The organism is Burkholderia sp. 22088 (genome assembly GCF_052045915.1).
Classification (GTDB): Bacteria; Pseudomonadota; Gammaproteobacteria; order Burkholderiales; family Burkholderiaceae; genus Burkholderia; species Burkholderia cepacia.
In genome coordinates this window covers 185754-198817 of the sequence record NZ_JBQEPY010000014.1, presented here as the reverse complement: position 1 = coordinate 198817, position 13064 = coordinate 185754, and the positions used below count along the sequence as shown (strand labels likewise).

The 13064-nt window shown below is 62.2% G+C and carries 6 protein-coding genes and 4 pseudogenes; 9 read left to right on the top strand and 1 reads right to left on the bottom strand.

What is annotated here, in order from left to right:
* From ACTJLD_RS26165 to ACTJLD_RS26155, 3 genes and pseudogenes are all read left to right on the top strand, one after another.
* Positions 1 to 993: a succinylglutamate desuccinylase/aspartoacylase domain-containing protein gene (locus tag ACTJLD_RS26165; protein WP_174904701.1), complete on the top strand. Its 993-nt coding sequence runs from the start codon at positions 1 to 3 to the stop codon at positions 991 to 993.
* Positions 990 to 1775, top strand: coding sequence for a cupin domain-containing protein (locus tag ACTJLD_RS26160; protein ID WP_151062567.1), 786 nt, complete (start codon positions 990 to 992; stop codon positions 1773 to 1775). Before ACTJLD_RS26165 ends, ACTJLD_RS26160 begins: the two co-directional genes overlap by 4 nt.
* 22 nt (positions 1776 to 1797) lie before the next feature.
* Positions 1798 to 2865 (top strand): annotated as a pseudogene (locus ACTJLD_RS26155) (arsenic transporter); the annotation flags it as partial.
* Between the two features lie 402 nt (positions 2866 to 3267).
* Here the strand turns inward: ACTJLD_RS26155 and ACTJLD_RS26150 are convergent.
* Positions 3268 to 3855, bottom strand: coding sequence for a recombinase family protein (locus tag ACTJLD_RS26150; protein ID WP_151062569.1), 588 nt, complete (start codon positions 3853 to 3855; stop codon positions 3268 to 3270).
* A gap of 334 nt (positions 3856 to 4189) precedes the next feature.
* On the opposite strand from ACTJLD_RS26150, the gene ACTJLD_RS26145 reads away from it, so the two are divergent.
* From ACTJLD_RS26145 to ACTJLD_RS26120, 6 genes and pseudogenes are all read left to right on the top strand, one after another.
* Positions 4190 to 5254, top strand: a complete 1065-nt coding sequence (locus ACTJLD_RS26145; protein WP_170297398.1) for an EAL domain-containing protein — start codon at positions 4190 to 4192, stop codon at positions 5252 to 5254.
* A 408-nt stretch (positions 5255 to 5662) separates the two neighbouring features.
* On the top strand, positions 5663 to 5986 hold the full coding sequence (locus ACTJLD_RS26140; RefSeq protein WP_151062571.1) for an H-NS histone family protein: 324 nt from the start codon (positions 5663 to 5665) through the stop codon (positions 5984 to 5986).
* A gap of 110 nt (positions 5987 to 6096) precedes the next feature.
* Positions 6097 to 6777, top strand: a pseudogene (locus ACTJLD_RS26135) (ESPR domain-containing protein); the annotation flags it as partial.
* Positions 6778 to 6954: 177 nt separating this feature from the next.
* Positions 6955 to 11436, top strand: a complete 4482-nt coding sequence (locus ACTJLD_RS26130; RefSeq protein ID WP_440659939.1) for a beta strand repeat-containing protein — start codon at positions 6955 to 6957, stop codon at positions 11434 to 11436.
* A gap of 51 nt (positions 11437 to 11487) precedes the next feature.
* Positions 11488 to 12192: pseudogene (locus ACTJLD_RS26125) on the top strand (YadA-like family protein); the annotation flags it as partial.
* A 177-nt stretch (positions 12193 to 12369) separates the two neighbouring features.
* Positions 12370 to 13060 (top strand): annotated as a pseudogene (locus ACTJLD_RS26120) (IS3 family transposase); the annotation flags it as partial.
* Positions 13061 to 13064: the final 4 nt, after the last annotated feature.

Genomic DNA, 13064 nt, shown 5'->3' with positions numbered 1-13064 from the left:
ATGGATGCCTATCCGATCGAAATCGACTTTCCCGATATCTCCGCACATGCCTCTGGTAATACGGGCGTCCCTTACGTCTATACGTTTGATTCCGGTGTAACCGGCCCGCACGTGATGATCAACGCTCTGACACACGGTAACGAGGTGTGTGGCGCGATCGTCGTCGACGAACTGTTGCGCGCGCGGTTACGGCCCCGTCGCGGCAGCATGACGCTGTCGTTTGCGAACGTGGCCGCCTATGCGCGTTTCGATCCCGCAGTGCCGGACAAGGCCCGTTTTGTCGACCAGGACTTTAATCGGGTATGGGCCGCTTCGACGCTCGACGATCTCGCGATGCGCTCGTCGGAGCTTGATCGCGCCCGCGCAATGCGGCCAGTGCTCGACACCGTCGATTTGCTGCTCGATCTGCACTCGATGCACGAAAAGAGCGCGCCGCTGATCGTGGCTGGCCCGCTGCGAAAGGGCACCGAGTTCGCGATAGATTTGGGCACGCCAGGCACGGTCATCTGTGACGAAGGCCATCCCGAAGGACGGAGGATGCGCGATTACGGAGGCTTCGGCGATCAAACAAGCGCGAAAAGCGCCCTCCTCATCGAATGCGGGCAGCACTGGGAGAGGAGCGCGGTCACGGTGGCCCGCGACTGTACCGCTCGATTTCTCTTGCTGACAGGTGTGGCCGACAAAAACGATTTGCCGGCCGGATGGCTCGTAGCGCTTCCCGACGCAATGTCCGTTGTGCGTGTGACGGAACCGGTTGTTGCGCAGAGCATGGATTTTCGTTTCGCGGGGCCGTACACGGGCCTCGAAGTCTTCTCGAAGACCGGTACGGTGATCGGTTGGTCAGACGGACAGGCCGTTACCACGCCGTACGACGACTGCGTCCTCGTCATGCCGTCTCTGCGTCAATTGCGGCCGGGTGTGACCGTCGTGAGACTTGGCCGAACCTTACAGCGCATCGATCATTCGGTGCGCAAACTGGAGGAAGTAAAGTGAAAGTTGAACGAGACCTATCCAACGGTGCCATGCCCGAAATGCAGCGACTAGCAGCGCTGCAAAGCCGCCCTCGATCCTTCATCGATATGAAAGTATTCGCGTCGGATGCGAGCCAGGGTGTCGCATCTTGCGATTTGCCTAGTGATGATCGCTTCCAGTCCAGCCGCCGCTTACTGGATTTGCCACCAGGCCTGGTAACCGCTGGTGCCATTACGCTCGCACAAGACAGTGGGACAGTGTCGTTCCAGCCAGCAGACGAATTCGTCGTCGTCTCGGAAGGAGCGGTAACCTTCACGCAAGGTGAGCACGCGCTCATGCTGCGGCCGGGCGATAGCGCGGTGCTACGTCAGGGAGCGGCGTATTCTTGGGCAGCGACAGGGCCCACATCAATCATATTCATGCGTTACCAGAACGGCGGCAGTGCCGACGGCACCATCGTGCCGATCGACGGTGCCCCGCAGTTAGCGCCATCGGGCGCGCCCCTCGCGGAACTGCTACTCACGCCGACTCCCCAATGCCGCAATCAGACCGACTATCGTTCGGCCGACGGGCAATTTACCTGCGGGACCTGGGATTCAACTCCCTATCATCGGACCGCAATGCTTTACCACCATTACGAACTCATGTACCTGCTCGAAGGCAGTGTGACGTTTGTCGACGAAGCAGGTCGCCGTGCAACGTTTTCTCGCGGCGACATCTTTCTCGTCGAGCAAGGTGCGAAGTGCAGTTGGGAAAGTCTTGGGCACGTCGCAAAGGTATACGCGATTTTTCGTCCGGCGTGACGGCGCGAATCGTCCGCAAAATCTGTTCCTGACCGGCATGATGCTGTTGTCCGAAGTCGCGCGTCGTGAAGGGCTGTTCGACTGGGTCGCGACGCACGTCGTCAATCTCGCGCAGGGGTCGCCCCGGCGATTGTTCGCGCTCGTCTATCTGGTCGGCACCGTGACGACGATTTTTCTGTCGAACGATGCAACCGCGGTCGTGCTGACGCCGGCCGTCTTCGCGGCCGCCCGTCGCGCCAAGGCCGACCCGATGCCGCTGCTGTACATCTGTGCGTTCGTCGCCAACGCGGCAAGCTTCGTGCTGCCGATCTCGAACCCGGCGAATCTCGTGCTGTACGGTTCGCGCATGCCCGCGCTCGGCGAATGGCTGGCCCATTTCGCACTACCGTCCGTCGCGTCGATCGCGTGCACGTTCGTGATGCTTCGGATGACGCAGCGACATGCGCTTCGCGGCCGTTGCGCGTCGGGTTTGCCGGTGCTGCCGCTCACCGGCGGCGCGCGCATTGCGCTGGCCGGCATCGCGGTCACGGCCGTTGCGCTGATGGCGGTGTCGATGATGGATCGTCCGCTCGGGTTACCGACCGCGGTCGCGGGATGCGTCACCGCCGCGTGCGTCCTGTATCGGGATCGCGCGGCGTGCGTGCCGATCGTTCGCGAAATTTCATGGAGCGTGCTGCCGCTCGTCGCGGGATTGTTCGTGCTCGTCGAGGCGCTCGACCGGAACGGTGCGGTGCGCTCACTGGCCGGGCTGCTGCGCGCGTGGACGGCCAGCGGCGAGCAGGCTGCCGCAGCCGCATCGGGCATCGCGCTCGCGTCGAACCTGGTCAACAACCTGCCCGCCGGACTGATCGCGAGTTCGACGATCGGCGCCGCGCACAGTCCGCAGACGGTGATCGGCGCCATTCTCATCGGCGTCGACCTGGGCCCGAATCTGTCCGTCACCGGATCGCTTGCGACGATTCTGTGGCTCGCGGCGATCCGGCGCGAAGGGCAGCGGGTCGGCTTCGGGGAATTTCTCGCGGTCGGGGTGTGCGTGATGTTGCCGGCCTTGGTGGCCGCGCTGGTGACACGGCTCACGCTTGGCGCCTGACAAGCGACTAGTGCGTTGGAATCGGCGAACGCGAACATACGGGAAACCAGGGCTCTGCGCTTTCGAGGCGCGGGGTACCATACAATTCTCGTTTGAGCAAGATTTTCTTATCTTGAAACGGATCGGCAAAGCAGCAATCGAACTGCCGTCCCGGCTCGGGGCCGAGAACTCCGGGTTTCGCTACGTTACGGCAGGGAGCAGGCTGGTCACCCGTGCATCGCCATGCAGGCGTCTACTCAGTGATGCACGGGGCCCGGTTGCTGTTGTTGTGCGGCCCGACAGGCATCGCTGCCGTTGGCCGCATGCCGGCCGTGTTGCCGCCGGCTGGGGGCGCCGGAACGAGAATGATGCGAAACGTGCTTCATGTGCACGAAAATCAGCGCCCCCGTTCCATCTGAAGACTCAACGCTTTTCCGACCTGCCGGATTGCGTTTGCGCCGCCTGATGTCGCACGCATAAGCGCCGAAGTGTGCGTGGATGAACGTGGAAGCGTTCCGCTACCGAAGTAACGGAATGTGTTTCGAGCAGACGAAGTGCCTGGCGCTCCTGCGATTCGGTCAGCGCGGGTTTTCGTCCGAGCTTTGTGCCTCTGGCCCGTGCCGCGGCCATGCCGGCACGCGTGCGCTCGCTGATCAGGGCCCGCTCGAACTGAGCGAGTGCCGCCATCATATGGAATACGAGCATTCCCCCGGATGAGTCGGTCGAGATCGCTTCGGTAATGGACGCGAACTTGATTTTGTGTCGTTCGAGATACGAAATCAGGTCGACTAACTTGGATAAAGATCGGCCGAGCCGATCGAGCCGCCATACGACAAGCGTGCTCCCGGCCTTCAAGTGTTTGAGCGCCTGATCGAGTCCTGGACGGCTGAATCCCGATCCGGACAAGCCCTGGTCGGTGTAAATGATCTCGCATCCTGCGCGGCGGAGAGCGTCTTTCTGAAGGGCGAGGTTCTGCTCTTGAGTCGAGACGCGTGCGTATCCAATTTTCACGGTGAACTCACGCGGTTCTGAATGACGACGACTTGACACAGGCCATTCTCAAACATGGCTGAACTATGCATGAAAAATCGAGAAAACAATTGCAAACGTTTGCGGTGTCGTTCTTCATTTGATTTGAATTTGACGGGCCGGTTGTTGATTGGGAAATGAAAAGAAGTGTTAACGACGACGATATTGTAGTGGACAAAAAGGAACCTTTTTGTCCGGCCCGGCCGGGTCACGCAAAACTCTTATCGAAACAATGGCTTAGTCGATGGGCGGTGACCTTCTTCGTAGATTCTCACAAAGGTTCCTTTTTGGGTCGGCGTTCATGAACGCAACATGTGTGAGCGGTGCCGACGTTGAACGAGCGATGCGGCTTACCGGCACGGGGTGTGAAATGTTTTCGTCGGCAGATGGAAGGACCGCGTGGCATGAGCGTTGCGGCGGTGCGCTTGAACAGATTGCGCGGGACCTGGCTGAGCGTGCATTCGTCCTGTCTGAGGAGGGCGGCTACGGTGCAGGCAGCGACCTTGAAGGGAGGCAGCGGTATCTGCTCGCCCGCGAATGGGTCCAAACGCTCGGGCGCGGTGTGTCGCAATACACGCCGATGGCGCACGGCGGTTCCAAAGGAAGCGAGTTCGATAACGCTGTGCCGGGTTGCGATCTGGATGCGAGTGTGCGTCGCGACCTGCACATCGCAACAGCGGCCTATGAAGCGCTGAGCCGAGGCGATGTGGTGTTGCGGCGTCGGCCGATCCGCGGTCTCGGTGATCCAACGAAAGTTCTTTATCAAGAGTGTGAAACGCACCTTTCGTTTAAATCAAGTGACGGCCCCTTTCGGTCGGCGGACATATTCTCCGCGATGGAGCGTCTTGGGCTGACGAATCGGATTGATTGTCACGTCGTAGAGATGGCAATTGCCAGCTTGGCGAGCAATCCGGATTTGGCGCTGGGTGTGAACATTTCAGGGAAAAGCGCGGTAGAGACCAAATGGTGGGAGCCGTTGTTTATTTCTCTGGAGAAATTCCCTGATGTGGCATGCCGGTTGACGATAGAAATATCGGAGCGAGCGAAATGTGTGCCGAACCATACGCGCCGCTTTCGCAACCGATTGAGGCATCTGAAATGCCGGGTCGCGATCGATGATTTTGGCGCCGGATTCGGCTTGTCGTCCAGTATCGAGTTGCGCGAGCCGGATATCGTGAAAATCGACAGTTCGATCCTGCGTCGGGCGTCGGAAACGGGGGTGCGGAGGCTGCGTGGCCTTGTTCGGCTCGCAAGCGAGCTCGCGTCGATTGTTGTAGTTGATGGTGTGGAATCCGAAATGGATTTGCATATGGCCGGAGAGGCGGGCGCGCATTGGATACAGGGGGGCTATTTCGCCTGTCCGTTCGGCACCCGGATATAGATCCCCGACGTGTGCTCAGGAGACGCGAGGAAGGCATATGCAAGTTAAAGGGACGAGCAAGGATGCGGTGCTGCGCGAGGGGATGCTTTACTTCCTGCAGGAGAGCACGAAGCGGGTGCTGTCGCAGTTTGCGAGCGGACAGCTGCTGGACGATGTGGATGGTGCCTATAGCGGCGGTTTGATCGGCGGATTCTACGGAGGGCAGGCAGCGGTCGCGCAGCTCGGACGAAGACGGATGAGGGAAAGGATAGGCGCCCTCAGGTCGATTCGGTCACGCCGGGAATACAGGCGAATGATATTGACGATTTATTGCCTTGGAGTTCAGCACGGGAGGGCAATCCGAAGAGGCGAAGTATTGCCGACTTGAAAGGCCGGAGAGCTCGCGAGAAATGGTCGAGGGTGCAGGTTATGAGCGGTCCGATGGATGGCAGTTATTTAGAGCTGCTTAAGAAGAAGGAAAGGTTGCAATCGACGATCGATCTGGCCAGGCGGCGGGAGGTGTGCGGTGTTCTGCAAGAAATAGTGCATCGGATGACGACGTATGGAATATCGCTCGACGACATCGCGATGGCTTTGTACGCGGGCCGGGATTCGGGCAGGAAAGGCCGTAGGCGCGCACCCAAATACCTGGATCCGGAGAGCGGAAAGACGTGGGCAGGTGTGGGGCGTACGCCGACGTGGCTGCAGGGAAAAAATCTGGATGACTATCGATTGCCGACAGGCGGCGATTGATTGAGAGATGTGACGAGGGGTGTGTCGCCACGAAAACAGACGTGTGTCGGCGCGGGGCAAAACAGAACAGGAATCGCTGCGCCGGGGTGCGCGGTCTGGAGAAAACTAAAATGAATCGAATCTATCGGACGGTTTGGAATCGGGCGCTGGGACAGTTGGTGGTGGCGTCGGAGTTGGCGCGCGGCGACAGTGCCGGGGCAACCAACGGGCAAGGAACCGTGGGGGCCGTGTCGAAGCGGTTGTCTCTCAAGTCGCTGGTGCTGGCCTTGGCGTCGATCGGGTTGGCGGGCGGGGCGGCGCCAACACTTGCGCAGTCCAGTGGCTTGTACGTCAATGATGGAAGGGACAGTACTTGCTGGGGTATTTTTGACGGCGGGTCGGCAGGGCAGGTGATCAATGCAAACTGCGCGCTAGACCCGGCAACACAGACGAACGAGTCTCTGTTCTTCGGGCCTGCAGGCACAACCATCAGTGGCAGCCACGCATCTTACGGTCTTAGCCTGGGTGGCCAGCTATTCGTCAATTCCGGACGGATCGGGGTTACGGACATTGGCGGTGGTACCTATTCAATGCGACTTGGCAGCGTCGCCACGCTGAATGGCGTCGCAGGTACGAATGCGATCGCAATCGGTTCTGCACAGTCCTCTGGTTCGGACGGATCTTCCAGCGCGGCTACTGTTGCGTCGGGAAGTCAGGCGATTGCGATTGGATCGGCTGCGTCGGCGACTGGAGGAAATTCGATCGTGATCGGCCAAGCGACGACGGCCAATTCGACGAACACCATTGCGATCGGCAAAGGAGCAAAAGCGACCGCGCCCAGCACCGCCGGAGGCGGGGTCTCGATTGGGATGGGTGCCGTGACGTCGGCTTGGCGGACAGTCGCGTTGGGGGAGAGTTCCGCCTCGACGCAGGTCGCTGCCACTGCTTTGGGAACCTATTCCCAGGCGACCAATACCGGTGCGACTGCGATAGGTGCGGTTCAAAACTCGACGTCGGCTACGACCGTAGGCGCGACGGCGAGCGGTGTAGGCGCGACGGCAATCGGCGGCGGTGCGGGCGCTGGCGGAAACAACTCGATCGCGCTCGGCGCGCAGGATTTCGTTGCCGAAGGCGGCGCGGCTTCTCCTGTCGCCGTGGCAGGCGCACAGGCTGGCGGTACCCGGGCGATCGCCATCGGGTCGGGTTCCAGTTCGACCGGTAGTTCTTCGATTGCATTGGGGGATTCGGCCCAGGCGACAGGTTCGAGTAATGCCGTTGCACTTGGCACAAGCGCGGTTGCGTCGGGTGCCAACGCGGCGGCCGTCGGTTTCGGTTCGACGGCAGCGAATGTCGGGTCGATCGCGATCGGCAAATCCGCGATCGCAACGGCACAGGGCGCAACAACGATCGCGATCGGCTATGAAGCGTCGGCCTCATCGTCGTCGACGAGCAGTCAGGGCGATTCGATCGCTTTCGGCACCAGGGCAATTGCCAATGGCCAGGATTCGAACGCAATAGGCGCGCAGACGACCGCGAGCGGAATGAATTCCCTCGCCATCGGCAACAACGGCACTGTCGCCAATGCGACAGGCGCGCAAGCAATCGGTGTTGCCGCCTCGGCGACCGGCGCATACGCCACGACGTACGGCACCAATGCCGTTGCATCGAATGCAGGATCGATTGCGATCGGCAGCAATTCAAGCGGTGGCGCAACGTCGGGGGCCGCGGACGGCATTGCTATCGGCGGTCAATCATCCGTCGCTTCCGCAGCGACCTCCGGCATCGCTCTGGGCCGCGGCGCGACCGTCAATGGCGCTTACGGAATCGCGCAGGGCGATGGGGTGTCGTCAGGCGCCACAGGCCAGAATGTGGCGATCGGCTCGGCGGGGACTGTCGCAAATTCCGCAACGTCCAATGGTGGTGCGGTCGCGATCGGTCGGGGGCAGAATGCAAGCGGCGATGGCGCCGTTGCGATCGGCGATCCGAACAGCGCAACCGGCACGGGTGCGCTGGCGATCGGTGCGAACAACACGTCGAACGGTTCCGGTGCGCTTGCGCTCGGCAACGGCAATTCGGCGAGCGGCACCGGCTCCGTCGCGCTGGGCAACACCAGCACGGCAAGCAGCAGCGCGGTTGCAATCGGCAGTTCCGCAAACGCGACGGGCACGAACGGCTCCATCGCAATCGGCAGTTCCGCCACGTCGACAGGCACGGGTGCAATTGCAATGGGCACCGCCGGCAGCTTTGCCGCCACCACGCGTGCGACAGGCGCAGACGCCATCGCGCTCGGCAACGGTTCGACAGCCAGCGGCGCGTCCGGCTCGGTCGCCGTCGGCTCCGCCGCCGTGGCCTCGAACAACTATGCGACGGCCCTCGGCTCGAACTCGACCGCGTCGGGGGCGGGTTCGGTCGCGTTTGCACAGAACGCCCATGCTTCGGCTTCGAATGCCATCGCCATCGGCGTGGGCTCGACCGCGAACGTCGCGAATTCGATCGCCCTCGGCAGCAACTCGGTGACGAGCAGCGCCGCGTCGACAACGACCGGCGGCAACACCGCGGTCAGCAGCACCACGATCGGCGGCCAGACGTTCGGCAGCTACCAGGCCGGGACGCCGGCGGGCGGCATTGTCAGCGTCGGCCAGCCGAACGCGGAGCGCCGCATCCAGAACGTCGCGGCAGGCCTCGTCAGCGGGACCAGCACCGACGCCATCAACGGTAGCCAGCTCTACGCGGTTGCAAGCACGACGACGTCGAGCATCACGAGCCTGTCGACGTCGACCTCGACCGGTATCGGCTCGCTGTCCACTGGCCTGAGCAGCACGAACAGTTCGGTGACGTCGCTCTCCACGTCGACCTCGACCGCGATCAACGCCGCGAAAACGCACTACTACAGTGTCAACGACAACGGCGTGCAGCAAGCCAACTACGCCAACGACGGTGCGACGGGCATCAACGCCCTCGCAGCCGGCGTGAACGCCCGCGCTAGCGGTGCCAACTCCACTGCGGTCGGCTACGATACGACAGCCAGCGCTGATGGTGCGGTTGCGTTGGGCAACACCAATAGTGCCACCTGGAACAATGCCATTGCGATAGGGCATAACAACGTCGCCAGTTGGAATGAATCCATGGCGATAGGTGCTTACAACAGTTCGAGCGGCAGCGATTCTCTGGCAATCGGAGGAGAAAATAATGCGTCTGCAAGCACTGCTGCTGCAGTCGGTTTCCACAATCGTGCAGAAAACTGGGACGCACAGGCTATTGGCTCATACAACATTGCCACAGCGCGTCAATCCGCTGCCGTTGGGAATGCAAACAATGTAAGTGGAGATAATAGCGCGGCATTCGGTAACGAAAATGGTGTGACCGGCACCATGAGCAACGCAGTGGGATACAGTAACGAGGTCGGTGGTGCATCGTCCGGCGCCATAGGCAAGTCAAACACTGTGAGCGCCGCAAATAGTTACGCCGTCGGCAACAACAATGCCGTTGGCTCGGGCGGCACGCAAAACTTCGTCGCAGGAGCGGGTAATACGGTCGGCAACAATGCGTCTGGCAATGTGCTGATAGCGACAGGTGCTAACGTTGCCAGCAATGTGGCAGGGACCGTCGGGTTGGGCCAGAGTGTAGCGTTAGGAGGCGATAATGCGATTGCTGTGGGTACGAACGCGTCCACACAATTGAACGGAGTTGCGATTGGCTCAAATGCGACGGCATCGGGCGTGAGCAGCGTGGTGCTTGGTGATACTGCGACGGCAAGCTCGGATGGTGCGATCGCGATCGGCAAGGCGGCGGTAGCATCTGGCGGCCAGGCGGTATCAATCGGTGTTGCGAACACGGCAAGCGGCGACGGCGCGGTCGCGATCGGCGACCCGAGCGTCGCATCGGGTACCGGCGCGGTGGCGATGGGCGCGAACGACACGGCGACCGGCAACGGCGCAGTGGCGCTCGGCAACGCGAACACGGCCAACGGCGCGAGCGCGCTCGCCCTCGGCAGCTCGAACCAGGCGCTCGCCGACAACACGATCGCGCTGGGCAGCCAGGCCACGGCCAACGCCGTCGGCGCACAGGCGTACGGCTCGGCTGCGAAGGCCACCGCCGCCGACGCACTCGCCTTCGGCGCGAACGCGCAGGCCAACGTCGCCAACTCGATCGCACTCGGCGCGAACTCGGTCACGAGCACCGCGAACCCGACGTCGAGCGCCACAATCGGCGGTGTCACGTACTCCTTCCAGGGCAGCTCGCCGGTCGGCGTGGTGAGCGTCGGCGCACCGGGCAAGGAACGACAAATCACCAACGTCGCCGCCGGCCAAGTCACTGCGACCAGTACCGACGCGATCAACGGCAGTCAGCTCTATTCGGTCGCCGCACAGGTTGGTACCGCAACCAGCGCCATTTCGTCGCTGTCGACGTCGACGTCGACGGGTCTCTCGTCGGCGAATAGCTCGATCACGTCGCTGTCGACCTCGACCTCAACCGGCCTGTCGTCGACGAACAGCTCGATCACCTCGCTCTCGACCTCGACCTCGACCGGTCTGTCGTCGGCGAATAGCTCGATCACGTCGTTGTCGACCTCGACCTCGACCGGCCTGTCGTCGGCTAACAGCTCGATCGATTCGCTGTCCACGTCGACTTCGACCGGCTTGTCGTCGGCTAACAGCTCGATCACGTCGTTGTCCACCTCGACCTCGACCGGCCTGTCGTCGGCCAACAGCTCGATCACCTCGCTGTCGACTTCGACCTCGACCGGCTTGTCGTCGGCGAACAGCTCGATCACCTCGCTGTCGACCTCGACATCGACCGGCCTCTCGTCGGCTAACAGCTCGATCGATTCGCTGTCCACCTCGACCTCGACCGGCCTGTCGTCGGCTAACAGCTCGATCACGTCGCTGTCGACTTCGACTTCGACGGGTCTGTCGTCCGCCAATAGCTCGATCGATTCGCTGTCGACCTCGACCTCGACGGGCCTCTCGTCGGCGAACAGCTCGATCACCTCGCTCTCGACCTCGACCTCGACGGGTCTCTCGTCGGCCAACAGCTCGATCGGCTCGCTCTCGACCTCGACCTCGACGAGTCTCTCGTCGGCGAACAGCTCGATCAGTTCCCTGTCGACTTCGACCTCGACGGGCCTCTCGTCGGCAAACAGCTCGATCGGCTCCCTGTCGACCTCGACCTCGACGGGCCTCTCGTCGGCCAACAGCTCAATCGGCTCGCTCTCGACCTCGACTTCGACGGGCCTCTCGTCGGCTAACAGCTCGATCAGTTCGTTGTCGACTTCGACCTCGACCGGCCTCTCGTCGGCAAACAGCTCGATCACGTCGCTGTCGACCTCAACCTCGACCGGCATCAACTCGCTGTCCACCGGCCTGAGCAGCACGAACAGCTCGGTGTCGTCGCTGTCGACCTCGACCTCGACCGCAATCAACGCCGCGAAGACGCACTACTACAGCGTCAACGACAACGGCGTGCAGTAAAGCAACTACGCCAACGACGGCGCGACGGGCACCAACGCCCTCGCAGCCGGCGTGAACGCCAGCGCGGCAGGCAACAGCAGCGTGGCAGTCGGCGACGGCTCGAACGCACAGTCGGCAGGCGCGGTCGCGATCGGCCAGAACGCATCGGCAACGGGCGGCAAGGCCGTGTCGATCGGCTCCGGCAACACGGCAAGCGGCGACGGCGCAGTCGCGATCGGCGACCCGAGCATCGCAACGGGTACCGGCGCGGTGGCGATGGGTGCGAACGACACGGCGACCGGCAACGGCGCAGTGGCGCTCGGCAACGCGAACACGGCCAACGGCGCGAGCGCGCTCGCCCTCGGCAGATCGAACCAGGCGCTCGCCGACAACACGATCGCACTCGGCAACCAGGCCACGGCCAACGCTGTCGGCGCACAGGCCTACGGCTCGGCTGCGCAGGCAACCGCCGCCGACGCACTCGCCTTCGGCTCGGGCGCAACGGCCAACGTCGCCAACTCGATCGCACTCGGCGCGAAATCGGTCACGAGCACCGCGAACCCGACGTCGAGCGCCACGATCGGCGGTGTCACGTACTTCTTCGCGGGCAGCTCGCCGGTCGGCGTGGTGAGCGTCGGCGCACAGGGCCAGGCACGCCAGATCACGAACGTCGCCGCCGGCCAGATCTCGGCCAGCAGCACGGACGCGATCAACGGCAGCCAGCTCAACGCGACGAACAACGCGGTGAATGCGCTGTCGACGTCGACCGCGTCGAACGTCGCGTCGCTGTCGACGGGCATCAACTCGCTGTCCACCGGCCTGAGCGCGACGAACAGCAACGTGGCCTCGCTGTCCACGTCGACCTCGACCGCGATCAACTCGCTGTCGACGGGCCTGAGCGCGACGAACAGCAACGTGGCTTCGCTGTCCACGTCGACCTCGACCGGCATCGGCTCGCTGTCCAGTCGCAGCATCATGGGCATGATGCGCGAGGAAGGTACGGCGATTGGCCGCTTCAAGGTCAGCCGCTTGATGGAAGAACTCGGGTTGATCTGCAAGCAGCCGGGCCGCCATGCCTACAAGCAGGCCACGGTCGAGCGGATCGATATCCCGAACCATCTCAATCGCGAATTCGAGGTTGGTACGCCGAATCAGGTGTGGTGACATCACGTATGTCTGGGCGCAGGGCCGTTGGCATTATCTGGCCGCAGTACTCGACCTGTTCACGCGTCGGGTTGTTGGCTGGGCGTTCTCGACACGCCCTGATGCCGATCTGGTCGTGCAGGCGTTGGAGATGGCCTATGAGCAACGTCGTGGTCGACCGCAAGGCTTGCTGTTTCACTCGGATCAAGGCGGCCAATATGCAAGCCGGAAATTCCGTCAGCGCCTCTGGCGCTATCGGATACAGCAGAGCATGAGCCGTCGAGGAAATTGTTGGGATAACTCCCCGATGGAGAGGCTGTTCCGCAGCTTCAAGACCGAATGTCTACCGTCAGTGGGCTACATGTCGGCGCAGGAGGCACACCGGGACATCAGCCACTACCTGATGCACCGGTACAACTGGATACGACCGCATCAGTTCAATGACGGACTGGCGCCGGCGGTTGCGGAAGAAAAACTTAACGCAGTGTCCGGGATTAGTTGACCAC